19 protein-coding genes are annotated in these 25,248 nt (G+C 66.7%); 16 read left to right on the top strand and 3 right to left on the bottom strand.

Features of this window, described 5'->3' with window-relative positions; all coding sequences use genetic code 11:
* The first annotated feature begins 14 nt into the window (after window positions 1-14).
* From ftsZ to CKJ82_RS02065, 8 genes are all read left to right on the top strand, one after another.
* Window positions 15-1,304, top strand: a complete 1,290-nt coding sequence (gene ftsZ / locus CKJ82_RS02100) for a cell division protein FtsZ (RefSeq protein WP_095536820.1) — start codon at window positions 15-17, stop codon at window positions 1,302-1,304.
* Between the two features lie 45 nt (window positions 1,305-1,349).
* A complete protein-coding gene (pgeF, locus tag CKJ82_RS02095; protein ID WP_233125682.1) occupies window positions 1,350-2,078 on the top strand; it encodes a peptidoglycan editing factor PgeF in 729 nt (242 codons plus the stop codon).
* Window positions 2,079-2,882 carry a YggS family pyridoxal phosphate-dependent enzyme gene (locus tag CKJ82_RS02090; RefSeq protein ID WP_095536819.1) on the top strand — a complete coding sequence of 268 codons (804 nt, stop codon included), beginning with the start codon at window positions 2,079-2,081 and terminating at the stop codon, window positions 2,880-2,882.
* A 123-nt stretch (window positions 2,883-3,005) separates the two neighbouring features.
* A complete protein-coding gene (sepF, locus tag CKJ82_RS02085) occupies window positions 3,006-3,548 on the top strand; it encodes a cell division protein SepF (protein WP_095278046.1) in 543 nt (180 codons plus the stop codon).
* 70 nt (window positions 3,549-3,618) lie between these two features.
* The gene (locus CKJ82_RS02080; protein WP_095278043.1) at window positions 3,619-3,924 is read left to right on the top strand and encodes a YggT family protein; all 306 of its coding nucleotides are present in this window, start codon (window positions 3,619-3,621) and stop codon (window positions 3,922-3,924) included.
* A 263-nt stretch (window positions 3,925-4,187) separates the two neighbouring features.
* Window positions 4,188-5,258 carry a DivIVA domain-containing protein gene (locus tag CKJ82_RS02075; protein WP_095536818.1) on the top strand — a complete coding sequence of 357 codons (1,071 nt, stop codon included), beginning with the start codon at window positions 4,188-4,190 and terminating at the stop codon, window positions 5,256-5,258.
* A 342-nt stretch (window positions 5,259-5,600) separates the two neighbouring features.
* Entirely contained in the window at window positions 5,601-8,804 is a 3,204-nt protein-coding gene (gene ileS, locus CKJ82_RS02070; protein WP_095536817.1) for an isoleucine--tRNA ligase, read from the top strand.
* Window positions 8,805-8,890: 86 nt separating this feature from the next.
* On the top strand, window positions 8,891-10,297 hold the full coding sequence (locus CKJ82_RS02065) for a DNA polymerase IV (RefSeq protein ID WP_095536816.1): 1,407 nt from the start codon (window positions 8,891-8,893) through the stop codon (window positions 10,295-10,297).
* Here CKJ82_RS02065 and CKJ82_RS02060 read toward each other — a convergent pair whose 3' ends face one another.
* Entirely contained in the window at window positions 10,298-11,218 is a 921-nt protein-coding gene (locus tag CKJ82_RS02060; protein ID WP_095536815.1) for an asparaginase, read from the bottom strand.
* A gap of 113 nt (window positions 11,219-11,331) precedes the next feature.
* Between CKJ82_RS02060 and CKJ82_RS11735 the strand changes: the two genes are divergently transcribed.
* Window positions 11,332-11,976: a WKL family lipoprotein gene (locus CKJ82_RS11735; RefSeq protein WP_095536814.1), complete on the top strand. Its 645-nt coding sequence runs from the start codon at window positions 11,332-11,334 to the stop codon at window positions 11,974-11,976.
* Window positions 11,977-11,980: 4 nt separating this feature from the next.
* On the opposite strand, the gene CKJ82_RS02050 is transcribed toward CKJ82_RS11735, so the two are convergent.
* A complete protein-coding gene (locus CKJ82_RS02050) occupies window positions 11,981-13,687 on the bottom strand; it encodes an ABC-F family ATP-binding cassette domain-containing protein (protein ID WP_095536813.1) in 1,707 nt (568 codons plus the stop codon).
* A 31-nt stretch (window positions 13,688-13,718) separates the two neighbouring features.
* Window positions 13,719-14,678 (bottom strand): DUF6263 family protein, encoded by a 960-nt coding sequence (locus CKJ82_RS02045; protein WP_095536812.1) that lies wholly within the window; start codon window positions 14,676-14,678, stop codon window positions 13,719-13,721.
* Between the two features lie 188 nt (window positions 14,679-14,866).
* On the opposite strand from CKJ82_RS02045, the gene lspA reads away from it, so the two are divergent.
* The 7 genes from lspA (at window position 14,867) to dnaE (ending at window position 24,898) form a co-directional block, all read left to right on the top strand.
* The gene (lspA, locus tag CKJ82_RS02040; RefSeq protein WP_095534868.1) at window positions 14,867-15,412 is read left to right on the top strand and encodes a signal peptidase II; all 546 of its coding nucleotides are present in this window, start codon (window positions 14,867-14,869) and stop codon (window positions 15,410-15,412) included.
* Window positions 15,402-16,331 carry an RluA family pseudouridine synthase gene (locus tag CKJ82_RS02035; protein WP_095534867.1) on the top strand — a complete coding sequence of 310 codons (930 nt, stop codon included), beginning with the start codon at window positions 15,402-15,404 and terminating at the stop codon, window positions 16,329-16,331. The genes lspA and CKJ82_RS02035 overlap by 11 nt, the downstream gene beginning before the upstream one ends.
* Before the next feature lies 1 nt (window position 16,332).
* A complete protein-coding gene (locus tag CKJ82_RS02030) occupies window positions 16,333-16,932 on the top strand; it encodes a hypothetical protein (RefSeq protein WP_095536811.1) in 600 nt (199 codons plus the stop codon).
* A gap of 163 nt (window positions 16,933-17,095) precedes the next feature.
* Window positions 17,096-18,946 (top strand): efflux RND transporter periplasmic adaptor subunit, encoded by a 1,851-nt coding sequence (locus CKJ82_RS02025; protein WP_095536810.1) that lies wholly within the window; start codon window positions 17,096-17,098, stop codon window positions 18,944-18,946.
* Between the two features lie 285 nt (window positions 18,947-19,231).
* Window positions 19,232-19,945 (top strand): ABC transporter ATP-binding protein, encoded by a 714-nt coding sequence (locus CKJ82_RS02020; RefSeq protein WP_095534973.1) that lies wholly within the window; start codon window positions 19,232-19,234, stop codon window positions 19,943-19,945.
* Window positions 19,946-19,963: 18 nt separating this feature from the next.
* On the top strand, window positions 19,964-21,253 hold the full coding sequence (locus tag CKJ82_RS02015; RefSeq protein WP_095536809.1) for an ABC transporter permease: 1,290 nt from the start codon (window positions 19,964-19,966) through the stop codon (window positions 21,251-21,253).
* Between the two features lie 78 nt (window positions 21,254-21,331).
* Window positions 21,332-24,898 carry a DNA polymerase III subunit alpha gene (gene dnaE, locus CKJ82_RS02010; protein ID WP_095534972.1) on the top strand — a complete coding sequence of 1,189 codons (3,567 nt, stop codon included), beginning with the start codon at window positions 21,332-21,334 and terminating at the stop codon, window positions 24,896-24,898.
* Window positions 24,899-25,248: the final 350 nt, after the last annotated feature.

Raw genomic sequence — 25,248 nt, 5'->3', positions numbered from 1 at the left:
CGAGTCACCACACCATGACCTCTCCCGCGAACTACCTCGCCATGATCCGCGTTGTCGGTGTCGGCGGCGGTGGCGTCAACGCCGTCAACCGCATGATCGAAGAAGGCCTGAAGGGCGTCGAATTCGTCGCCATTAACACCGACTCGCAGGCGCTGCTGTTTACGGATGCCGATACGAAGCTGGACATCGGCCGCGAAGCCACACGTGGCCTCGGCGCGGGCGCGAACCCGGAGGTTGGCCGTACTTCCGCGGAGGACCACAAGCAGGAGATCGAGGAGTCGCTGAAGGGCTCCGACATGGTGTTCGTGACCGCCGGCGAGGGCGGCGGCACCGGCACCGGTGCGGCCCCGGTCGTCGCCGGCATTGCCAAGAAGATGGGCGCCCTGACCATCGGCGTGGTCACCCGCCCGTTCACCTTTGAGGGCAAGCGCCGCACCCGCCAGGCACTCGAGGGCATCGAGGCGCTCAAGGAGGTCTGCGACACCGTCATCGTCATCCCGAACGATCGCCTGCTGCAGCTGGGCGAGGCGGAGCTGTCCATGATGGACGCGTTCCGCGCCGCCGATGAGGTGCTCTACAACGGTGTGCAGGGTATTACCAACCTGATCACCATTCCGGGCATGATCAACGTCGACTTCGCCGACGTGCGCTCCGTCATGGCCGACGCCGGCTCGGCGCTCATGGGCGTCGGCTCCGCGCGCGGCGACAACCGCGTGATGACCGCGACCGAGCAGGCCATCAACTCCCCGCTGCTCGAGGCCACCATGGAGGGCGCTAAGGGCGTGCTGATCTCCGTCGCCGGCGGCTCGGACCTCGGCCTGATGGAGGTGAACAACGCGGCTTCCATCGTCGAGGGCAAGGCCGACGAGGACGCGAACATCATCTTCGGCACGATCATCGACGACAATCTGGGCGACGAGGTCCGCGTGACCATCATCGCCACCGGCTTTGATGAGAAGGCCAACGTGCGTGCCGAGGCCGCCCGCCAGGGCGAGCCGCAGATCCAGACCGCCCAGGCACAGTCCGGTTCCAGCACGGCACAGATCGACGGCGCGTCCTCGGCCACCCCGGCCCCGTCCCGCGGCTCGCTATTCGACGACCGCGCGGTGGAGACCAACCAGCCCGCGCCCAGCCAGCGTGCCTACGAGGACCGCCAGCCGCGCCACAGCTACGATTCGCAGCGAGGCGGCCTGTTCACCAGCTCCGACCGTAGCTACAGCGACCGCGGCGAGGCCCGTCGCGACGATCGCGACAACCGCGGCGACGACGATTTCGATCTCGACGTCCCCGATTTCCTGCGCTAACCACCAGCGCTCGCCCGGCCGCGTGAGCCGGGTAGCCTGGTTGGCATGGAAAACCTGACAACCCGCCCCGTCCGCATGGTGTTTACCTCCCGTGCCGGCGGGGCTTCTGCGTCCCCGTACGACAGCTTCAACCTCGCGCTCCACGTCGGGGACGACGAAGCGCAGGTGCATGCTAATCGACGCCGCCTCGCCACCATCCTCGACCTCCCCGAAGAGCACTTCGTGTGGATGGAACAGCTCCACACCAACTCCGTCACCGTGGTCGACGGCCCCCAGGCCGACCCCGTCGAAGCGACCGACGCTCTCGTCACCACCCAGACCGGACTGGCGTTGTGCGTGCTGGTCGCGGACTGTACTCCGGTGCTGCTTTCGGACCACGACGCCGGCGTCATCGCCGCCGTCCACGCGGGCCGGTTGGGCGCGCGCAATGGCATCGTGGCACGCACCGTGCAGCAGATGGTGGAGCTGGGGGCGAAGCCGGCCAATATCCAAGCTCTTTTGGGACCGGCCGCGGCGGGCGAGTCCTACGAGGTCCCCGCGGAGATGGCGGACGACGTGGAAGCGCACCTGCCGGGCGCCCGTTGCGCCACGAGCAAGGGGACGGCGGGCCTGGACATCCGTGCCGGTATCGTGCGCCAACTGCTCTCGCTGGGCGTGACGCACATCGACGCCGACCCGCGCGACACCATTACGGACGAGTCCTTCTTCTCTCACCGCCGCGAGGGCACGACGGGGCGTCAGGCCGGCGTGATTTGGCTGACGGGGGCGAAATAAATGACTGAGCAACTCGCCGGGCAACATGCCGAGCAACAGCACGGCGACCTCAGCGCGGCGCAGCTGCGCGAGAACCTCGAGGCGGTGCGAGAGCGGATCCGCGCTGCGGAACGCGCAGCCAACCGCGAGCCGGGAAGCGTGGCGCTCCTGCCGGTGACCAAGTTCCACGGTGCTGGAACAGTCGAAGCGCTCGCCGCCGCCGGGGTCCGCCTGGTGGGGGAGAACCGTGAGCAGGAGGCGCGCGCGAAGGCGGAAACGCTCGCCACCGACGGCGTGGACTGTGGGATAGTCATGATCGGCCAAATCCAATCCAAGAAGGCTAACGCCGTGGCCCGATGGGCGTCCGAGGTCCACTCGGTGGACTCGGTCAAGCTCGCCCGGGGGCTGGACCGCGGGATGGCGCTCGCGATCGAGCGCGGCGACCGCCGGGACGGCGCCGGAGACGTGCTGCGCTGCTTGGTGCAGGTGTCCGCCGACGGCGACACCAGCCGCGGCGGCGTCGCGCTGGATGGCGCGTCATTCGGCGGCGTCGCTGCGGAGGAGACGGTCTCGGACGTTGTCGGGGCCGTCGAGGACGCGGAACACCTCGTCTTTGACGGTTTCATGGTCGTGCCGCCGCTGGACGCCGAACCAGGCGAAGTGTTCGCGCTCGTCCGCCAGCTGACGGACGAGTGGTCGGCCAAGCTGGGGCGCACGCTGCGGATGTCGGCCGGGATGTCCGGCGACTTCGAGCTCGCTATTGCGCACGGCTCAGACGTGGTGCGTGTCGGAACAGCTGTGGTTGGTCCGCGACCCGTAGGCTAAGCGCGAACCTTACAAATAACACGCCCGGTATTTGTCCGGTCTTCGTCCCGGTTTGGCCTCGATCTGAGCAGCATTGGGCAGTACAAGGGGCACTTCAAGCACCGCAATCAAGGAGCACGATCAATGTCTTTTTTTGACAGCGCGAAGGAATTCCTCGGCCTCGGCCCCTACGGCGAGGACGACGCCTACTATGACGACGCATACGACCGTGATGACCGTGATGACCGTGTTGGCACGGACATGCGCGACGATCGCGGTGACCGCCGGGCTCAGTCCGCCCACGCTGCGCATGAGGTCCGGGACGTCCGCGATGTTGAGCCATCGCGAGCGCACCGTTACTCCTCCGCAGCCGACCGCGATTACGCCGAGCCGCGCGTGCGTCGTGACGCCCAGGTCGTGATCCCGATGCTGCACTCGTACCAGGACGCGAAGCAGGTTGGCGAGCCCTTCCGCGATGGCAACATTGTGATCATGGACCTGACCAGCCTGAGCAAGGTGCAGGCGAAGGCGTTCATCGACTTCTCCTCCGGCCTGTGCATGGCGCTGCGGGGCACGATGCACAACTTGACGTCGCGTCTTGACGTCGACCGTCGCGTCTTCGCCATCGTGCCCGATGGGGTCGACGTCGATGAGCAGGACTTGCAGCGTCGAGCGCACCTGGTCTAGCCAGGAAGACGTGATACGCGCGGGGTAGCGGTTGCACCCCGCGCGTTTTGCTATAGGTATGGTGGCGCATGTGGCAATTTTCGGAGCAATACTGTACGCCCTCGTTGGCCTCTATTCGTTCGTGGTGATCCTCCGCGTCATCATTGAAATGGTGGAAAGCTTTTCACGGCACTTTGACCCGCCCCACTGGTTCATGGTCGCTGGGGAGGCGATCTTTGTGGTGACGGACCCCCCGGTGAAGGCACTGCGGAGGATGATCCCGCCGTTGCGGATGTCCAACGGCATCGGTTTTGACCTCAGCGTGATCGTGCTGTTTGTCGTCCTCGTCGTGGTGCAGATGGTAATTCGCGCCACCCTCATTACTCCGTTCGTCTGAGAGCAGAAACCTGCAGCTCAACCGGAGGTCGAGATCCTTGAATAAGTGCGAATTTCCCCCGCTTTTTGCGCTTCACTCGACACAGACCGCGTGTTCACGTGTATAAATAGATTGACTCGACGTGGCGGAGCTCTCCGTATCGGCTAGAATCGTCGGGTAAAAGCGTTACAATTTATTAGAAACACGGATTGCTTTCCCGTAACGTGGGAGGAAATCCTGTGCCCGGGTAACCGGGTACGTCACTGACTTCGAAGGGAACGCCCATGCCGCTGACTCCAGCAGACGTGCACAATGTCGCTTTCAGTAAGCCTCCGATTGGCAAGCGGGGCTACAACGAGGATGAGGTCGACCAGTTCCTGGACCTCGTTGAGGACACGCTCGCCCAACTGCAGGACGAGAACGATGATCTGCGCGCCCGCGTGGACGAGGTTGTCGCTGGCGGCGGCGCTGCCGCCGCGTCCGCGTCGCAGTCCTCTGCAGTCGACGAGGCGGCTGTGCGCAAGCAGGTCGAGCAGGAGCTCCGCGCTGAGTACGAGAAGAAGCTGCGTGACGCGAAGACCGCCACGGACAAGGCAGAGGCCGAGGCCCGCACGGCGAAGAGCGAGGTAGAAAAGGCCCGCAAGCAGGCCGAGGCCGCAAAGCAGGACGCCGACAAGCGTGTTGCTGAGGCGAAGCGCTCCGCAGAGTCCGCAGCCAAGAGCACCACGCAGGGCTCCTCCATCGCCGCGCCTGCCGCAGCTGCGGCTGCCGGGGCATCTGCTGAGGCTGCCTCCGCCGATACCCACGTCCAGGCCGCCAAGGTCCTTGGCCTGGCACAGGAGATGGCGGACCGTCTGACCAGCGACGCGCAGGCTGAGGCCCGCTCCATGCTGGATGAGGCCCGCGGTGCCGCCGCGCGCCAGCTTGCGGACGCAGACACCAAGGCGAAGAAGCAGCTGGCCGATGCGGAGTCCCGCTCCCACGCACAGCTCGAGGACGCGAAGAAGCGCGCGGACGAAGCCACCACGACCGCGGAGACCCGCGCGAAGCAGCTCGTGGCGGACGCCGAGAAGAAGGCGCAGGAGACCACCAGCGACGCAAACTCCCGTGCCGAGGCGCAGATCCGTCAGGCCGAGGAGCAGGCGCACAAGCTGCAGGCCGATGCAGAGCGCAAGCACACGGAGATCATGAACACGGTCAAGCAGCAGCAGAACGCGCTGGAGAACCGTATTGCCGAGCTCCGCACCTTCGAGCGCGAGTACCGCACTCGCCTGAAGACCCTGCTGCAGTCCCAGCTTGAAGAGCTGGAGACCCGCGGCACCTCCGCACCGAGCGGCGACGCCGGCGCGAAGTAGCACAGCACGCGCTCTCAACGCCCCGCGCGCGGACCTGGGATGAGGTTCGTGGGCGGGGCGTTGGCGTCGATAAGCATGCTCCGCACCGCACCGGCCAGGAGTGCGTTATACTGGCGAGGCACTTCAACAGCGCACGTGCTGATCCGGCCATCACCGGGGAGCGTTTTCGGAAGAACCCCGCGGCTCCAGGGCCGCGGCAAGTAGAACCGGACGTGAACAAGGGGAGACGTCACTTCCTTCACCACAAATGAAGCGGGAGCCGGCCCTGCGGTTGGCTTCAAGCAGGGTGGTACCGCGCGACTTTCCGCGTCCCTGCACGAGAACCGCAACGTGCGTGGAGGAATGATGACCGAGGTAGGTGGCGTCTACCCCAAGGTAGACATGACTGGTGGCAGCAGCCGGTTCCCGGACATGGAACGGATCGTGCTGGACTACTGGAACAGCGACGGGACCTTTCAGGCCTCGCTGAAGAACCGTGAAGACGCCGAAGAGTACGTGTTCAACGACGGCCCGCCGTTTGCCAACGGCCTGCCGCACTACGGCCACCTGCTCACCGGCTACGTCAAGGACATCGTCCCGCGCTACCGCACGATGTCCGGCTACCACGTGCCGCGCGTGTTCGGCTGGGACTGCCACGGCCTGCCCGCCGAGCTGGAGGCGGAGAAGCAGCTGGGCATCAAGGACAAAGCGGAGATCGAGGACATGGGCCTCGAGCGCTTCAACGAGTACTGCGCAAAGTCCGTCATGCACTACGCGGACGAGTGGGAAAACTACGTCACGCGCCAGGCGCGCTGGGTGGACTTTGAAAACGGCTACAAGACGATGGACCCGGAGTTCATGGAGTCTGTCATGTGGGCGTTCAAGGAGCTCTACGACAAGGGCTTGATCTACCAGGGCTTCCGCGTCCTGCCGTACTCGTGGGCGGAGCACACGCCGCTGTCCAACCAGGAGACTCGCCTGGACGATTCCTACCGCGAGCGCCAGGACCCCACGGTGACGGTGACCATGCCGTTCACCGGTGGCCGTGAGGGCTTCGCCGCCGCAACCACGTGGGAGGAGCACCCAGAGCTTCACGACGCCGCCGCGATCGCCTGGACCACCACCCCGTGGACCCTCCCGTCCAACCTGGCCCTGGCGGTCCACCCGGAGGTGGAGTACTCGCTGGTCCGCGTTGCCGAGGACGGTGTCGAGGGCTTTGCCGGAGCGAAGCTGCTGTTGGCCACCGACCTCATGGGCGCCTACGCCAAGGAGCTGGGCACGGACCCGGAGGTCGTTGCCACCTTCCGTGGCGCGCAGCTGGAGGGTCTGGAGTACGAGCCGGTCTTCGACTACTTCAAGGACACGAAGAACGCGTTCATGATCCTGCTGGCGGACTACGTCACCACCGAGGACGGTACCGGTGTGGTCCACCAGGCGCCCGCCTTTGGTGAGGACGATATGCTCACCACCGAAAAGTACGACATCGACCTGGTCATACCGGTCGACGCCGACGGCAAGTTCACCAGCCTCGTCCCCGAGTACGAGGGCAAGCTGGTGTTTGACGCGAACCGCGACATCATCCGCGAGCTCAAGGCCGCCGACCGCGTGGTGCGCGACCAGACCATCGTCCACTCCTACCCGCACTCGTGGCGCTCCGGCGAACCGCTCATCTACATGGCGCTGCCGGCATGGTTTGTCAAGGTCACCGAGTTCCGCGACCGCATGGTTGAGCTGAACCAGCAGATTGACTGGATCCCGTCGCACATCCGCGACGGCCAGTTTGGCAAGTGGCTGGAGGGCGCGCGCGACTGGAACATCTCGCGTACCCGCTACTGGGGCTCCCCGGTGCCGGCGTGGGTGTCGGACAACCCGGAGTACCCGCGCGTCGACGTGTACGGCTCCCTCGACGAGCTCGAGCGCGACTTCGGCCGGCGCCCCGAATCGCTGCACCGCCCGCACATCGACGAGCTGGTGCGCCCCAACCCGGACGATCCGACGGGCAAGTCCATGATGCGCCGCGTGCCGGACGTGCTGGACTGCTGGTTCGAGTCCGGCTCGATGCCGTTCGCCCAGTACCACTATCCGTTTGAAAACGTGGAGGAGTTTGAAACCCGCCAGCCGGCCGACTTCATCGTGGAGTACTCCGGTCAGACTCGCGGTTGGTTCTACCTCCAGCACGTGATGTCTACCGCGCTGTTCGACCGCCCGGCGTTTAAGAAGGTTGTCGCCCACGGCATCGTGCTCGGCGACGACGGCCTGAAGATGTCCAAGTCCAAGGGCAACTACCCGGACGTCAACGAGGTCTTTGACCGCGACGGCTCTGACGCGATGCGCTGGTTCCTCATGTCCAGCGCCATCCTGCGCGGCGGCAACCTCATCGTCACCGAGCAGGGCATCCGCGATGGCGTGCGCCAGGCGCTCCTGCCGATCTGGAACGCGTACTCGTTCCTGCAGCTCTACAGCTCGCACGAGGCGACCTGGTCGCTGGACTCCACCGACGTGCTCGACCGCTACATTCTGGCCAAGACGCACGACATGGTCGCGGTCGTCGACGCCGCACTTGCAGACACCCGCATCGCCGACGCCTGCGACGAGGTGCGCCGCTTCGCCGACACCCTGACCAACTGGTACGTGCGCCGCTCCCGCGACCGCTTCTGGGAAGGGCAGGATGCGCACCCGGAGGCCTTCAACACCCTGTACACGGTGCTGGAGATCCTCACCCGCGTCACGGCGCCGCTGCTGCCGTACATCTCCGAGGTCATTTGGCGTGGCCTGACCGGTGGGCGCTCCGTGCACCTCACGGACTACCCGCAGGCGGACACCATCCCGTCTGACGACGCACTCGTGGCCACGATGGACGCGACCCGTGCGGTGTGCTCCGCGGCTTCCTCGGTGCGCAAGTCCCGCAAGCTGCGCAACCGCCTGCCGCTGCCCAAGCTCACCGTGGCGCTGCCGAACGCGAATGACCTGGCCGACTTCGCCCCGGTCATCCGCGACGAGGTCAACGTCAAGTCCGTCGAGCTGACCGAGGACGTAGATTCGGCGGGTTCCTTCGAGGTCGTCGTGAACGCGAAGGTCGCTGGCCCGAAGCTGGGCAAGGACGTGCAGCGTGCCATCAAGAATGTGAAGGCGGGCAACTACGAGCGCCGCGGCGACGACGTGGTGGTCGACGGCGACATCGTGCTTACGCCGGAGCTCTACACGGAGCGACTCGTGGCCGAGAACCCGGAGAGCACCGCGCGCGTGGACGCCAACGACGGCGTCGCCGGCCTGGTCGTCCTGGACACCGAGGTCACCGAGGAACTGGAGGCTGAGGGCTGGGCCGCCGATGTGATCCGCGGTCTGCAGGACGCACGTAAGCGCGAGGGCTTCGAGGTCTCCGACCGCATCGCCGTGGTGCTCTCTGTGCCGGCGGAGAAGGAGGGGTGGGCCAAGCGCCACGCCGAGCACATCGCCGGCGAGACCCTGGCCACCGACTTCTCCGTCACCACCGACGCGCTGTCCGGCGAGCAGACGGTGCACGAGGTGATCGACGGCGTGACGGCGCAGGTGCGCAGGAACGCGTAGCCCTCGCCTGCCCTCGCCTGCCCGTACCGCCGTGGCCCCCAACCTGCTAGTTGGAACTTGTGAGCGATGATTGGCAGACTTGGGGCATGACTCGCTGGGTGCTGCACATCGACATGGACGCCTTCTTCGCGTCCTGCGAGCAGCTCACCCGGCCCACCCTCAAAGGCCGCCCGGTCCTGGTCGCCGGGGTCACTGGGCGCGGCGTGGTCGCAGGCGCCAGCTACGAGGCGCGCAAGTTCGGCGCGCGCTCGGCCATGCCCACCCACCGTGCCGCCCGCCTCATCGGCCCGCAGGCGGTGCTGGTCACGCCGCGTCGCCCGGTCTATAGCGCGGCGTCGCGACGCGTCTTTGACATCATCCGCCGGCGCGTGGACGTGATGGAGCAGCTCTCCATCGACGAGGCGTTCTTAGAGCCAGAGGAGCTTGTCGACGCCACGCCGGACCACGTCCGCGCTTGGGCCAACGACCTGCGCGACGCGATCAAGCAAGAGACCGGTTTGCCCAGCTCCATCGGGGCCGGCAGCGGGAAGCAGTACGCCAAGATCGGTTCCGGCTTGGCCAAACCGGACGGCGTTTTTGTCATCCCGCACGACGAGCAGTTGGACATCTTGCACCCGCTCCCGGTGAGCCAGCTGTGGGGCGTCGGCCCGGTCACGGAGGGGAAACTCGCGGCGGCCGGCATCGAGACGATTGGAGACTTCGCCGCGTTGAGCGAGAAGGAAGTGGACATCTCACTCGGCGGCGTCGTGGCGAAGCAGCTGTGGACGCTGGCGCGCGGCATCGATGACCGGCCGGTCGCGCAGCGGGCGAAATCCAAGCAGATTTCGTCGGAGCACACCTACCCGCAGGACCTCACCACGCAGGCGGAGGTGGACGCTGCGCTCGAGCGGGCGGCAGCGGGCTCGCACCGACGCCTGGTCCGCGCCGGTCGCGGGGCGCGCACCGTCACGGTCAAGCTGCGCATGGCGGATTTCCGCATCGAGTCGCGCTCAGCCACGCTTCCGTACGCCACCGATGACGCTGGCACCTTGCTCGCCACGGCCTTCAAGCTGGTGCGCTACCCGGACGAGGTCGGGCCGATACGGCTCGTCGGCGTCTCCTACTCGGGCCTCGAGCACTCGCTCCAGGACGTGCTCTTCCCGGAGCTCGACCAGGCGATTGTGAAGCCCGCCTCGGCGGACACGGACTACGAGACCGGGGTGAGCGACCACGTGACTCAGGAGCAGATCGAGGTGGACACGCAGGCCGGGCACCAGCAGGGAATCTGGCAGGCCACGCAGGACGTGTTCCACCCAGAGTACGGCCACGGATGGGTGCAGGGCGCGGGCAAGGGGTGGGTGACCGTCCGCTTTGAAACCCGCTCGACGGGGCCGGGGCGCATCAAGAGCCTGCGCGAGACGGACGAACAGCTGCAGACCGCGGACCCGCTCGACTCGCTGGACTGGGACGACTGGTTCGAGGAGGAGCGCGACGCCGAGGAACGCGACGGCTAGCTAGCGCGCGCCGAGCAGCGGCGCCGGGTCGACGCCCGCGGCCAGCGCCGTCGCGAGCGCCATGCGTGCCTGGCCCGGGCGCAGGAAGCCCGCCGGCAGCGCGCCCTTCGCGCCGAGCGTGCTGCCGCCGCCGGCGCCGCCGTAGGCAAACGCCACCTCGCCGCGCGGTACGGAGGTGGAAATGACCACCGGGATCCCGGCGTCCAGGGCGCGGGCAAGGCCGGTGCCCATCTGCTCGGAGACGTTGCCCGCACCCAGTGCGGCGACGACGATGCCGTCCGGGCGGGAGGCGGCGACGGCGTCTACGAGCGCGTCGTCCGCGCCGGGCCACGCCGCGATGACGGGGATGTTGCACCCGTCCAGTTGGGCCAGGGGAGCGGCAGCGGGCCGGGGCAGCGGCCGGTCGGCGGCGAGCGCGAAAGCGCGCAGCTCGCCGGTGTGGGCCTTGTACAGGCCACGGGCCGGTAGGGTGTCGCCGCCGAAGTGGACGAGCACGCCCTGGCCGCGGCGCAGCGGGTCGGCGGCGGTGTCGATCGCGCGGCGCAGGTTCTCGGGCCCGTCGGGCGCGTCGGCGTCGGCGGGGCGCTGCGCGCCGGTGAGCACGACGGGGCGGGGGTCGTCGTGGACGAGGTCGAGCGCGAGCGCGGTATCGGCCATGGAGTCGGTGCCGTGGGTGATGACGATTCCGGTGACGGAGGCGTCGTCAAGCGCTTTGCGCACGAGCGACTTTAAGATATCGACCTCGGCGAGGGTGACTGAGGAGGAATCCAGGCTCGCGGCGTCGTAGGTGCGCACTGGCTCGGTGGTGCCGCTGCGGGAGACGAGCTCCTCGCAGGTCAGGGTGGGGACGCGCGCGCCGGTGGCGTCGGTGGTGGAGGCGATGGTGCCGCCGGTGGAGATGACGAGGACGAAGTGTTCCATGAGTTCTAGCGTGCCAGATGTTGTTGTTGGTGTGGTGATACCGGGGCGATACGCTGAGTGGAATAAAGTGCAAACGAGAACCTACGAAGCAAATGCTGCCGCAAGGAGAATCAGTGAACGCACACAAACTCATCGTCGCCGTTGCCGCACTCGGGCTGACTGCGGGCCTCGCCGCCTGCTCCGATGATGGCGAGTCCGGCGCGGACACCAGCGGGTCCGCCAGCAACGAGCAGACCTCCGCCCAGCAGGCCGCCCCGGTGGCCGAGCTGCCGACCGCCGAGGAGCTCAACGCCGTGCTGACCCGCGCGACCGACTCCGCCCTGCCGATCGGCGAGCGCGTCAACACCGTCCAGGGCGGCGACACCGTGCCCGAGCTTTTCGATGTCATGGCGCAGTCCCAACAGCAGTCCGGGGCAAACTTCCAGGTCGTGGACCCCATCCTGCCGGGCTACGGGCCGAACACGGTCCTGGCTACCGTGAACTTCACCCAGCCGGAGCAGCAGTCCGCGCAGCAGGCGGAGGACGTGGAGTTCGTCTTCGAGGACGGGCAGTGGAAGCTGTCCCAGGAGTGGGCCTGCACCCTGGTGACGAATACGCTGCCGCCGGAGCAGGTGCCGCCAATGTGCACCGCCGGCGCCGCGCCGACCGTGCCCGGGGACCAGGCCCCCGCCGACGCGCCGGCCGCGGATGCCCCGGCTGCGGATGCCCCGGCTGAGCAGGCGCCGGAGGGCGATTACCAGGAGGCCCCGGCCCTGTAGCCCGCTAGTCCACCTCGTCGCGCCAGACCTCGCCGGTCCACATCGTGGACAGGGTGAGGATCCTGGCGCGTTCGTCGTTTGTGCGGATCCGCTCGCGCCACTGGCGGCGCACCCACCGGTCGTGGCTGGTGATGATCACGGTGCCCGCGAAGCCCAGCAAGGCGTGCTCGAGCTCTTCCGCCAGGGCGAGCGAGAGGTGGTTGGTGGGCTCGTCCAACAGCAGCAGGTCCGGCGGAGTGGAAAGGATCACGCCGAGGGAAACCCTGCGGCGCTGGCCCAGCGAGAGGTCCTCCAGCTTCGTAGCGGCCTGCGCCTCGGTCATCAGTCCCATCTCCACGAGGTCCGGGGAGCCGCCACCGGTACGGATGGCAAACGCCTCGGCCGCGGTAACCGTCAGGTCGCGCCACGAGTCGTCCTGCTCAAGGCGGCCCACGCTGTACTCCTCCGGGATGAGGCACTCGCCGGAATACTCGGTGAGCGTGCCGTCCAGAATCTTCAGCAGCGTCGATTTGCCCGACCCGTTCGGCCCCTCCACCAGCAGCTGCTGGCCGGGCTGCAGCTTCAGGTCCAGCGGGGCGAGGCGATCCGGCACCGCGAGGCCACGGGTCACCACGGCGGGCACGCCTATCGACGTCGCCGTGTGCTCCGGCACCCCGCGAAACTCCAGGCGCGCGGGAGGTGCAGGGATCGCCTCACGCTCCAAGGCTTCCAGGCGCAGATGCGCTGAGCGGCGCCGGTTGCCCACCGTCTTCGCTGCCTTATCGGCGTAGAACTTCGCCGCACTGCGCGTCTCCGTCTTGTTCTCGTGGGAGTGGAAGACGTCGTCCTCGCCCTGCTCGGCGGCCTTCTCCAGGCGTGCGCGCTCGTGCTCCTGGGCGGCGTAGTCGGTCTCCCAGCGTCGCCGGCGGTCCTCGCGCGCCTTGAGGTAGTCCGAAAACGCGCCGGAAAAGCGGGCGCCCTGGCGGGTCTCCTCGCCGAACCCGCCTTCCGCGCCGAGGCCGGGATCCAGGTCGACGATCCCGTCGCAGGCGCGGTCGAGGAAGTAGCGGTTGTGGGAGGCCACCAGCACGGGGCCCTTAAACGCCTCGAGCTCGCCGATGAGGAAGTCCACGGCCTCGTCGTCGAGGTGGTTCGTTGGCTCGTCGAGCACCATGGCCTCGACCGGGCGTAGCAGGAGGGCGGCGAGCGCGAAGCGGCGCCGCTGCCCGCCGCTCATCTCGCCGAGCGGGGTGGAAAGGGGCACGTTGGCCAGGCCAAGGCCGGCGAGCACGGTGGCGATGCGCGCATCCAATTCCCACACGCCGGACTGCTCCGCGCGCGCGAGCGCACGGTCAAAGTCGGCGGCGAGTGCGGCGGACGCGGCGTCGTCCTGCTCCGTGGCCATGGCCTCCCCGAGGCGGGTGATGTCGGCTTCGACGTCGCGGAGTTCGGCCACGGCGGCGTCGATAAGCTTGCTTGCAGGCTCGGTGAACGGCAGGGACGTTTCCTGGGCGATGAAGCCGGTGGTCGGCGGGGTGATGAGTTGGCCGGTATCGGCGGTGAGCTCGCCGGAGATGACGCCGAGCAGGGTGGATTTGCCGGCGCCGTTCTCGCCGATCAGCCCCGTGACGGAGCCGGAGGGGACGGCGAAGGAGATGTCGGTGAGCACTCGCTTGCCGCCGGGGTAAGTAAATGAAATGCCATCGAGGCCGATGTGCAGCGGTGCGACCATGGGAAACTCCTTGAAAACTCTGGGGTGAGCGCTACGCGTCGTCGGACCCGTAGGTCACGGCCTCCGTGACGTCCTGCACCACGCGGTAGGCGGCGTCCTCGCCCGAGTAGACCAGGCGGGTGGTGGACGCGACCTGCCCGGACGTGGGCAGCGGGTGCTTCAAGTCCAGCGTAATACTGCCCTGTGAGGTCGTTGACGTGCTCTCCACGTCAAGCGTCTGCCCGTCCAGGTCCCCGGCGACAGAGTTGTCAATCTGCAGCGACTGCTGGGTGGGGCGTTCCTCCACGTGGACGTCAAGGTCGACGGCATCGCCCTCGAGCCGGGTCACCGTATAGGTTGCGGTGCGCAGCATGTTCGAGGTCCCGGTGACGCGGTTGCGCACGGTCCACGAGCCGCCCACGCCGACCGGTTCGTCCGGCAGCACCACGTTCATCGACGCCATGGCCAGCAGCGACTGCTCCACCGCTTGGCGTCCCCGCTCCTGGGACTCGTTCGGCGCCATAAGCTTCAGCGTGGAGATGGCGCCGGTCGACTGCGCCCGCCAGCGCATGAGGAACCCCTCCGCGGACGCGACCTCCTGGCTCAGCGGCAGGTCGGAGTGCTTGCCTTTGCCCACGGTGAACTCTACCGCAGCGTCCGCCGGGGACTCGTCCTCGCCCGGCTCCGGGGCGCTGCCCGCCGTGACTGCGAGCGGGAGGGTGGTGGTGGAGACGTCGACGCTGCTCACGTTCGGCAGGCCGGGGTCCTCGTGCGCCTGGTCCGCGGGCAGCACGTCCTGGCTGATGCCGGAGGACACCGCGACGGTGGTGTCCCAGGCGGAGTCGCCTTCGTCGCCTTCGCCACTCAGCCGGTAGGAGAGCTGCTGCGGCGACTCGCCCGCGGCAACGACCTCCACGGCCGGGGTGTCCATGGCAAACGCCGGAATCCCCTCGAGCGGGTCCTCGTCCGCGGTGCCGCAAGCAGTCAGCGGGAGCAGCGTTGCGCTGAGCACCAGGCAGGCGGCGGCGAAACGGGGTCGGTGAGCTGGGCGAGCAGGACGCGCCGAGCGCGCTCGGGGAGGCAGAAACATCACACTTTGAAACTACCGCACCGCGACGACCCGGAAGCAACCACGGCTGCGTGCCCAGACCGGGCGACAGTGCGCCCGCGCGGAGCCGGACCCGCTACAGTTGACAGGCGATGCAACACAACAACAGTCACACCAATACGCAGGACCCGGCGTCCGCGCCTCGCGGCCCGCGCCGGGGGAGGTACCTGCCGCTCGTCGCCGCCGTCATGCTGGTCATCGCGGTGGCGGATCAGGCCATCAAACAGCTGATGGTCTCGTGGCTCGAGCCGGGGGATCAGGTCCCGCTGATTGGTGACTGGTTCCGGTTCTACCTGCTGTTCAACCCGGGCGCGGCCTTCTCCATGGGCCAGAACTCGACCTGGCTGTTCACCACGATCCAGCTCGCCTTCGTCGTCGGTGCGCTGCTCTACGCCCCGCGCTTGACCTCGCGTTTCGAGGCCATCGGTCTGGCCATGATCGCGGGCGGTGCCCTGGGCAACCTCATTGACCGCCTGTTCCGTGACCCCGGCTTCTGGTTCGGCCACGTCGTGGACTACATCTCCGTGGGCTCGTTCGCGGTCTTCAACCTCGCGGACGCCTGCATCACCGTCGGCACCGCCCTGTTCGCGTTGGCGGTGTTGACCTCTGACCACAAGGAGGCGCCGCATGCCGGGTGACTTCCGCAGCCTCCCCGTCCCCGAAGGCCTGGCCGGCATGCGCGTTGACGCCGCGCTGGCCAAACTCTTCGGCATCTCCCGCAGCGTTGCCGCCGAGATGATCGCGCAGGAGCAGGTGCTTATCGACGCCACACCGCCCCAAAAATCCGACCGCGTCATCCCAGGCGCCCTCATCGAGGCCACCCTCCCGGAACCCAAGCGAGCGCCGGAACCGGTGGCGGAGCACGTCGAGGGCCTGGAGATCCTCTACCACGACGCCGACGTCATCGCGGTGGACAAGCCAGTCGGCGTTGCCGCGCACCCGACCCTGGGGTGGGACGGCCCCACCGTCCTCGGCGGCCTGCAGGCCATGGGCTTCACGCTGCCGGACGCGGGTCCCCCGGAGCGCAAGGGCATCGTGCAGCGCCTGGATGTTGGCACCTCCGGGGTGATGGTGGTCGCCGCGAGCGTCCAGGGCTACTCGGTGCTCAAGCGTGCCTTCAAGGAACGTACGGTGGACAAGACCTACCACGCCGTCGTCCAGGGCTTGCCGGACCCCATCGTGGGCACCGTCGACGCGCCCATTGGCCGGCACCCGTCGTCGGGCTGGAAGTTCGCCGTGACTGACGACGGCCGACCGAGCGTGACGCACTACTCCGTCATCGAGGCCTTCCGCCGTGCAAGTCTGCTCGAGGTGCACCTGGAGACGGGGCGCACCCACCAAATCCGCGTGCACATGTCCGCGCTGGGCCACCCGTGCGTGGGCGACCCCATGTACGGCTCTGACCCTAACCTGTCCAAGCGCCTCGGGCTGATCCGCCAATGGCTGCACGCCAAATCGCTCGGGTTCACGCACCCGCGCACCGGTGAGTACATGACGGTCGAGTCCTCGTACCCAGCCGACCTCCAACACGCGCTGGATGTGCTGAGGGCGGGCTAGCATGCGCCATCCGCTTGCCGCAGCAGCCGCCGTGTTCGGGGCGTGTGCGCTGCTCATCGTCGCGTTGTACGCCGTCGGGATGTCTCACGCGCCCGCCACGCCGACGCTGCAAGGCGACGCGCTCGGCCCCGATCCGGGAGAGTCAGCGGAGGAGTACTTGCAACGCGCCGCGGCGACGCTTGACTCCGCGCGGAGGAAGAGCGCGCCGGGCGACTCCCACCTCGCCCTGGTCGCGTTCGACGCGCCGCAGTCCTGCGACGCGGCGGCAGCTGCGTACCGAGACGTGCCGCGCGTCAACGCGATCGTGCCGGAGGGCCTGCCGCCGAAGGACACCCCGGAGCCAGTCGGGGAGACGAGCGCAGGAAGGGGCGAAGTGTGCGAGCGCGAGGCGCGCCGGGCCGTTCAGCGCGAGTCAGGCGCTGGGCCGGACTGGGCGCAGGCTTCTGTGCTCCTCGCTGGCGCGGTGGTGACCGCGGACGTTGCAACGCTGTCGCGCCTAGCGGAATCGTCGCACGTGCGCTCAGTCGAGGTATTGCCCGCCGACGCGGTGTGGGGCGCAATCGCTGTGCGGAACCCGGGTGTGTATTCAGCGGGTTCGTAGGCAGAATCCAGGCTCGTCGTTCGGGCCCCAAGCGGGGGAATGCGCTGGCCCGAAGTGGTCCGGGCCCGTGTATAGTTCAACGAAGTTGCACGCCTAAGCGCCCGGACTCTTCAGTTGGCTTTGCCGAAGACGCCGTTGGCGCGCCCGTTTGTGAGGAGAAGTTTTGGTTTCCGAATCCGGAATTGCCACCCCGCACGCCACCACCAACCGCCGCCGGTCGCTGAAGCTGCGCTCCGTCGCGGTAATCACCACCGTGTCGCTGTTTGCATCTGCCTGCGGCTTCGGTGGAGGAGACAACAGCAAGGACGCGGACGGCTTGCAGCCGGGCGACTACACCGTGGCGTCGGCGGAAGACGTCTCCGACAGCGTTGTGGTCAACGGCAGCATTGCTCCGGTTCGGGCAATGAACATCACCACGTCGGTGCAGTCCGAGGTGCAAAAGATCGCCGTCCAGCCCGGTGACCGCGTGCAAAAGGACCAGTTCTTGGTCTCTATGGACACCGAGCAGCTGGACCGGCAGCTTGCCGCGCAGGAGCGCCAGCAGGCGAACGCTCAGGCCGACGCCACCCAGGCGCTGCAGCAGGCAGAATCCCAGCTCAACGCCCACGACCAGTCCATTAACGACGGCACGAACCAGGCCATCCGCCAGGCACAGGCTCAGGTGGATCAGGCGCAGGCTGCATACAACGCGGCGCTCGCCGCAAACGGCGGTCGTTCTGCAACCCGAGTGGCCGACGTATTTTCCCAGATGGCGGGCAACCTCTCCTCGCACCTGCCGGGTAGCTCGAGCGGCGGCGCCCCGGAGGCTCCGGCACCCGCTGCACCGGCAGCACCCGCAGCCCCCGTTGCGCCAGCTGCACCTGGCGCGGGCGCGGTGGCCGTACCGGGCGCTGCCGGCGCAGACGGCGCGGCAGGCGCCGGTGCGGTCTCCCCGGAGGACCTCGCCAGCATTGCCGGCGCCCAGGGCGCGGGTGCTGCAGGCGCGGCTGGGGCCGACGCCGCGGCGAGTGCGCCGATGAGCGTCGATGAAGCGTATGCAGCGCTGCAGGATGCCCAGGCGGCGCTCGCGGCCGCGCAGACCCAGGCGCAGCAGGAGCGGGAGCAGCTGCAGGGGCAGGTAGACAGTGCGCGTCGACAGGCGGAAAGCGCCGGCATCTCTGAGAGCGACGGCACGCTGGAGTACCAGCTGCAGGAGGCGACGCTGTACTCGCCGCTCGCCGGCATCGTGACCGCGGTGGACGTGCAGGAAGGCGACATCCCGCAGGGCAAGCTGCTCAGCTTGGCAGATGATTCCAGCCTGATCATCAAGTCCGAGGTTCGCGAGGCCGACGTGCCGAACATCGCGCAGGGCAACCGCGTCGAGTTTACGTCGACCGCAACCGGCGACAAGAAATTCAAGGGGCGCGTAAAGCGCATCGCCCCGGCCGCTGACCCGAGCGCGTCGGGCAGCATGAGCAGCGGCATGGCAGGTGGCATGGCCGGAGGCGTGAACGCGGCCGGCGGAGCCAACGACCAGTCCAGCAGCGTGACCTTCCCCGTGGAGATCGAGGTCACCGGCGACAAGAAGGGGCTCCTGCTCGGCGGTACGGTGCGCGCGGAGATCATCACCGAAGAGTCCCCGGACGCCCTCAACGTGCCTGTCGACGCCGTGTACGGCGACGATAATGACAAGAAGGTCCTGGTGCTCGCCACCGATGGCGACGACGCGAAGTCCGGCAAGGTGGAGGAGCGCAGCGTGAAGACGGGCGCCACCAACGACGTGGACATTGCCATCACCGGGGGCGACCTCAAGCCGGGCGACATCGTCATCAACTGGCCGGACGAGTACTCCGACAAGATCGGCGAGACCGTGGACATCTCCGATCCGAAGTTCGACCCGCAGCAGGTACGCGATGCCAAAGACGGCGCCAAGGACAGCGCGAATGACAGTGCGAATGACAAGGACGGGACAAAGTCCTCTGAAGCGCCGAAGTCTGAGCAGAAGGACGCCGCCGAGGGCGGCGAGGAAAAGTAGGGGAGCGCGCCGTTGAAGAAGTTCTCCCGAAAAGGAAAACACGCCCGCAGAGACGACGACAACGCACTCGACACTGCGCAAGCAGCGCCCGGCCAACCGGCCGGGGCCGGAGAGGACGACGACCCGTTTTTCTTCGGCGCGGAGGAGGCCACCGGCGAACAGCCGGCCGTCTCCACCACGAAGGAGCCGCCGAAAGCGCAGCCCAGGGAACAGCGGGGCGGGAGCTCGGTGATCGTTGGTGGGGAACGTGGGGGCGTCGATAAGCGTCCTGCTCCTGCGAACCCGATGGCAAACTCGGGCCTACTCATTGACATGCGCGGGGTGGTGAAGACGTACAACGAGGGTGAGCCGAGCGAGCTGACCGTGCTGCACGGCATTGACTTTCACGCAAAACCGAGCGAGTTCGTGTCCATCGTTGGTCCATCCGGCTGCGGTAAGTCGACGCTGATGAACCTGATTGGCATGCTGGACCGGCCGTCCAAGGGCGCGTACGCGTTCAACGGCGAGCCGGTCTACGCCAAGGAGGACAAGGAGCTCGCGTCGTACCGCAGCAAGAACATCGGCTTCATCTTCCAAAACTTCAACCTCATCGGCCGCATCGACGCGCTGCAAAACGTGGCCATGCCCATGATGTATGCGGGCGTGGAACGGAAGGAGCGCGAGGAGCGCGCCGCGGAGCTGCTGGAGATGATGGGGATGGGTGACCGCATTCACCACAACCCGAACGAGCTGTCCGGTGGCCAGAAGCAGCGCGTGGCTATTGCACGCAGCCTGGCCAACGACCCGGACCTCCTGCTTGCCGACGAGCCAACCGGCGCACTCGATTCAAAGACCGGCCGCATGGTGATGGACCTGTTCCACAAGCTGCACAAGGACCTGGGCAAGTCAGTGGTGTTTATTACGCACAACCCGGAGCTCGCGGAAGAAACAGAGCGCGTCGTGGAAATGATGGATGGGCGCGTTGCCAACGTGCGCACGCCCGCCGGGCTGGGAATGTAAGGAAGGAGACGACACACCGTGAATATCCAAGAATCGCTCCGGCTGGCCGTCTCCAGCCTGAACAAGAACAAACTGCGCTCGCTGCTGACGCTGCTGGGCATCATCATCGGCATCATGGCCGTGGTGATCATCATGACCCTCGGACGCGGCCTAGAGAACCAGGTCATGTCCGGCCTGCAGGGCGTGGGCACGACGACGCACCCGGTCGTGGTGCACGAGCGCCCCGACGAAGAGGAACAGTCCGACGACCCGTTTGCGGCCATGTCGCAGGCGCAGCCGACGGACGAGCGAGACTCGCTGACGCTGCAGGACCTGCAGGATATGCGCGACGCGTTCGGCGACCGCATCACCGGCATCGACGTCGACCTCTCCGGCATGGGCGAGATTGAAAACGGCGACAAGGACCCAGTGAGCACTACGATCAACCCGGCGCTCATGGATTCCATTGACATGCGCGGCGGCGAGGTCGAGTTCGGCCGCGGCATCTCCGACAAGGACATGCAGGGCCAGCGCCCGGTGGCCGTGGTGAGCCCAGAGCTTGTCGACGCCATGTTTGACGGTGACCCCGCCTCCGCCTTGGGCGAACGCATCGATCTGGTGCAAGAAGGCCAACCGGCCGTCTTCACCATCATCGGCGTGCTCGGCGACAAGACGGATGGCGCCGCCGGCGGCGGCGGAGCGTTCGGCGGGATGCAGTCCTACGCCGAGGCGTACATTCCCGTCACCGCGGCCGACCGAATCGGGCTGAACGGGGATTGGTTCACGTCCATCTCGGTGCGCAGCTCCGGCGAGGAGGAGGCGGCCACGTTCCAGAAGGATCTGCAGGACTACCTGGACCGCCAGTACCGCGGTAATGAAACCTACCAGGCCGAGGTCATCGACCTGTCCTCGTCGCTGCAGGAATTGACCAGCGTGTTCCGCATCATGTCCTCCGTGCTTTCCGCAATCGGCGGCATCTCCCTGCTGGTCGGCGGCATCGGCGTGATGAACATCATGCTGATTACGGTCACGGAGCGCACCCGCGAGATCGGCGTGCGCAAGGCGCTCGGCGCGACCCACGGCGACATCCGCACGCAGTTCATCGTCGAGGCGATGCTGGTCTGCCTGGTCGGCGGCGTCATCGGCGTTATCCTCGGCGGGGCAATCGGCATGATCGCCACCGCGGCGTTCGACGCATTCGTGTGGCCCCCGGTCGGTGCAGTGTTGCTTTCGCTGTTGTTCTCACTTGCTACCGGCGTGTTCTTCGGCGCCTACCCGGCGTCGAAGGCGGCAAAGATGCAGCCTATTGAGGCGCTCCGTTACGAGTAAGCGCCGCCGTAGCGGCGAATCACACCCCCGTAATCACGGGGGTTTTGCCGTTTCTTGAGTAGGGTTAAGATGACCCGCATGGCCAAAAACTCCTCCTTCGTCCACCTCCACAACCACACCGAGTTTTCCATGCTGGACGGCATGGCCAAGGTGGACCTGCTGGCCGATGAAGTGGTGCGCCAGGGCATGCCTGCTGTGGGCATGACGGACCACGGCAATATGTTCGGCTCCAACGCCTTCTACCGACGCATGGTCGACGCTGGCGTGAAGCCGATCATCGGCATCGAGGCCTACATGGCCCCGGCGTCTCGCTTTAACAAGAAGCGCCAGCTGTGGGGCACCCCGGATCAGAAGCGCGACGACGTCTCCGCGTCCGGCGCCTACCTCCACCAGACCATGTTGGCGGAAAACGCCACGGGACTGCACAACCTGTTCAAGCTATCTTCCCTCGCCTCCTACGAGGGACAGCTGGGCAAGTGGCCCCGCATGGACGCCGAGCTCATCGCCGAGCACGCGGACGGCATTATCGCCACCACTGGCTGCCCTTCCGGCGACGTGCAGACGCGCCTGCGCCTGGGCCAATACGACGAGGCCCTGGAGGCTGCCGCGATGTGGCAGGACATTTACGGGCGGGACAACTTCTTCCTTGAGCTTATGGACCACGGGCTCCACATCGAGCGCCGTGTCCGCGATGACCTGCTGCGCATCGGCAAAGCACTGGACCTGCCCCCGCTGGTGACCAACGACTGCCACTACGTCCTGGAATCCCAGGCGCCCGCGCACGAGGCGATGCTGTGCGTGCAGACCGGTAAGACGATGATGGACCCGGATCGCTTCAAGTTCGACGGCACGGGCTACTACATCAAGTCCGCGGAGCAGATGCGCGAGATTTGGGACTCCACCGTGCCGGACGGCTGCGACAACACGCTGTGGATTGCCGAGCGCGTCGGCGATTACGGCGAGCTTTGGGAGGACCACCCGCACGATCGCATGCCAATCGCGGACGTGCCGGAAGGCGAGACGCCGACGAGCTGGCTGCGCAAGGAGGTTCAGCGCGGGCTCGAGGCGCGTTTCGACGGCAGCGAGGTCCCAGAGGAGTACCTCAAGCGCGCGGAATACGAGATCGACGTCATCGACATGAAGGGCTACCCGTCCTACTTCCTCATCGTCGCGGAGCTGATTAAGCACGCGCGTGAGGTGGGCATCCGCGTCGGGCCGGGCCGTGGCTCGGCGGCTGGTGCACTTGTGGCCTACGCGCTGACCATCACCAACATCGACCCGATGGAACACGGCCTGCTCTTCGAGCGATTCCTCAACCCGGAGCGTCCGTCCGCGCCCGATATTGATATTGACTTTGACGACCGCCGCCGCGGCGAGATGATCACCTACGCCGCCGAGCGCTGGGGTGAGGACAAGATTGCCCAGGTGATCACGTTCGGCACCGTGAAGACGAAGCAGGCGATCAAGGACTCGGCGAAGGTGAACTTCGGCCAGCCCGGCTTCCAGATGGCAGACCGCATCAACGCGGCCCTGCCCCCCGCGATCATGGCGAAAGACATCCCGCTCGTCGGCATCACGGATCCGGAGCACGCCCGCTACACCGAGGCAGCCGAGGTGCGCTCCCTGATCGAGACGGACCCGGATGTGGCCAAAATCTACGAGACGGCCCGCGGCCTCGAGGGCGTCGTGCGCCAAGCCGGCGTGCACGCCTGCGCGGTGATCATGGCGTCCGTGCCGCTCATGGACCACATCCCGATGTGGAAGCGCCCGGCGGACGGCGCGATCATCACCGGCTGGGACTACCCGGCTTGCGAGGCCATCGGCCTGCTGAAGATGGACTTCCTGGGCCTGCGCAACCTTACGGTGCTTGGCGACGCACTGGAGAACGTGAAGAAGAACCGCGGCGAAACGCTCGACCTGGAAACGCTGGATACAGACGACACAGCCGTGTACGAGCTGCTCTCCCGCGGCGAGACCCTCGGCGTGTTCCAGCTGGACTCCGGCGGCATGCAGGAGCTGCTCAAACGCATGAAGCCGACCGGCTTCAAGGACATCGTGGCGTCGCTGGCGCTCTACCGCCCGGGTCCGATGGGTGTGAACGCGCACTGGGACTACGCGGACCGTAAGAACGGGCGTAAACCCATCACTCCGATCCACCCGGAGCTGGACGAGCCGCTGCGCGAGATTCTCGACGAGACCTATGGCCTCATCGTGTACCAGGAGCAGATCATGCGTATCTCGCAAAAGGTGGCAAATTACACGGCCGGCGAGGCAGACGGCTTCCGTAAAGCGATGGGTAAGAAGAAACCCGAGGTGCTGGCCCAGCAGTACGACAAGTTCTGGGGCGGCATGCAAGAGAACGGGTACTCCAAGGCAGCTATGGACGCGCTGTGGGGCACGATCGAGCCGTTCGCTTCCTACGCGTTTAACAAGTCGCACGCCGCTGGCTATGCGCTGGTGTCGTACTGGACGGCCTATATGAAGGCGAATTACACCGCTGAGTACATGGCGGCGCTGCTGACGTCGGTTGGCGACAAGAAAGACAAGTCCGCGATCTACCTGTCGGACTGCCGTCACCTTGGCATTTCGGTGTTGCAGCCGGATATTAATGAGTCGGAAGAGAACTTCATGGCTGTTGGCGAGGACATCCGCTACGGCCTCGCCGCGGTGCGCAACGTCGGTGCCGAGGTGGTGGAGTCAATCAAGGAAACCCGCCGCACGAAGGGCCACTTCACGAGCTTCTCCGACTACCTGGACAAGATCGATCTGTTGGCCTGCAACAAGCGAATCACGGAATCGCTAATCAAATCCGGCGCGTTCGACTCGCTCGAGCACCCTCGCAAGGGACTCATGCTCGTGCAGGAGGACATGGTCGACTCCGTGCTGACCACGAAGAAGGCGGCGGACAAGGGTCAGTTCGACCTATTCGCCGGCTTCGGCGGAGACGACGGGCAGGAGAGTGGTTCGGCCGTGTTCACCATGGACATTCCGGACGACGAGTGGGACAAAAAGCACAAGCTCGCGCTGGAACGCGAGATGCTCGGCCTGTACGTCTCTGGCCACCCGCTCGACGGGTTCGAGGAGGCGATTGCTGCGCAGACCGACACCGAGCTGACCACGGTCTTGTCGGGCGAGCTGCGCCACGGCACGGAGGTCACGCTCGGCGGCCTCATCTCTAGTGTGGACCGCCGCTTCTCCAAGAAGGACGGTTCCCCGTGGGCGATTGTGACCATTGAGGACCATCACGGCGCTCAGGTCGACGTTCTCCTGTTCAACAAGGTGTACTCCCTCGTTGCGCCCCAAATCGTTGAGGACAACATCATCCTGGTCAAGGCCCGCGTGACCATTCGCGACGAGCGCATGAGCCTCTTCGGCGACGACGTCAAGGTTCCCGAGCTTGGGCCCGGCCACGGCGCCGGCCTGCCGCTGCGTCTGACGTTGCGTACCGACCAGTGCACGGTGGAGAATATCGCGCGACTCAAAGACGTGCTGCTGAACAACCCCGGCGATTCCGACGTGTTCCTCAACCTCGTGAACGGGGACCACAGCCAGATGATGGTCCTGGGCGATCACCTTCGCGTGGAGCGCTCAGCAAGCCTCATGGGGGACCTCAAGGCCACGATGGGAATGGGGATTTTGGGGTAGCTGTGCTCCGCCGGCCGGGACCGGTTGGTCGGTTGTGGATGGAGCTAGCTCTGTTTGGCGGTGGCGGGGTGGTGAATTGCCTGGTCGCGCGGGGCAGTTGGTTGTAGATGGAGCTAGCTCCGTTTGGCGGTGGCGGGGTGGTGAATTGCCTGGTCGCGCGGCGCAGTTGGTTGTAGATGGAGCTAGCTCTGTTTGGCGGTGGCGGGGTGGTGAATTGCCTGGTCGCGCGGCGCTGTCAGCTGCAAATGGAGCTAGCTCCGTTGGGCACCGACCCGCCGCGCTCAGAACCACCACGCCCGCAACCACCACGCCGACAACCGGAGCGCCCCCCAAAAAACCGCGTGGCCGTC

It is taken from the genome of Corynebacterium gottingense (assembly GCF_002285125.1).
GTDB classification, from domain to species: domain Bacteria; phylum Actinomycetota; class Actinomycetes; order Mycobacteriales; family Mycobacteriaceae; genus Corynebacterium; species Corynebacterium gottingense.
This window is presented reverse-complemented; position numbering and strand designations above follow the sequence as displayed.

Bases quoted from the DNA above. Each gene is read 5' to 3' on its own strand.
- ftsZ (WP_095536820.1), top strand. From the start codon at position 15: ATGACCTCTCCCGCGAACTACCTCGCCATGATCCGCGTTGTCGGTGTC.
- pgeF (WP_233125682.1), top strand. From the start codon at position 1,350: ATGGAAAACCTGACAACCCGCCCCGTCCGCATGGTGTTTACCTCCCGT.
- CKJ82_RS02090 (WP_095536819.1), top strand. From the start codon at position 2,079: ATGACTGAGCAACTCGCCGGGCAACATGCCGAGCAACAGCACGGCGAC.
- sepF (WP_095278046.1), top strand. From the start codon at position 3,006: ATGTCTTTTTTTGACAGCGCGAAGGAATTCCTCGGCCTCGGCCCCTAC.
- CKJ82_RS02075 (WP_095536818.1), top strand. From the start codon at position 4,188: ATGCCGCTGACTCCAGCAGACGTGCACAATGTCGCTTTCAGTAAGCCT.
- ileS (WP_095536817.1), top strand. From the start codon at position 5,601: ATGATGACCGAGGTAGGTGGCGTCTACCCCAAGGTAGACATGACTGGT.
- CKJ82_RS02065 (WP_095536816.1), top strand. From the start codon at position 8,891: ATGACTCGCTGGGTGCTGCACATCGACATGGACGCCTTCTTCGCGTCC.
- CKJ82_RS02060 (WP_095536815.1), bottom strand. From the start codon at position 11,218: ATGGAACACTTCGTCCTCGTCATCTCCACCGGCGGCACCATCGCCTCC.
- CKJ82_RS02050 (WP_095536813.1), bottom strand. From the start codon at position 13,687: ATGGTCGCACCGCTGCACATCGGCCTCGATGGCATTTCATTTACTTAC.
- lspA (WP_095534868.1), top strand. From the start codon at position 14,867: ATGCAACACAACAACAGTCACACCAATACGCAGGACCCGGCGTCCGCG.
- CKJ82_RS02035 (WP_095534867.1), top strand. From the start codon at position 15,402: ATGCCGGGTGACTTCCGCAGCCTCCCCGTCCCCGAAGGCCTGGCCGGC.
- CKJ82_RS02030 (WP_095536811.1), top strand. From the start codon at position 16,333: ATGCGCCATCCGCTTGCCGCAGCAGCCGCCGTGTTCGGGGCGTGTGCG.
- CKJ82_RS02020 (WP_095534973.1), top strand. From the start codon at position 19,232: ATGGCAAACTCGGGCCTACTCATTGACATGCGCGGGGTGGTGAAGACG.
- dnaE (WP_095534972.1), top strand. From the start codon at position 21,332: ATGGCCAAAAACTCCTCCTTCGTCCACCTCCACAACCACACCGAGTTT.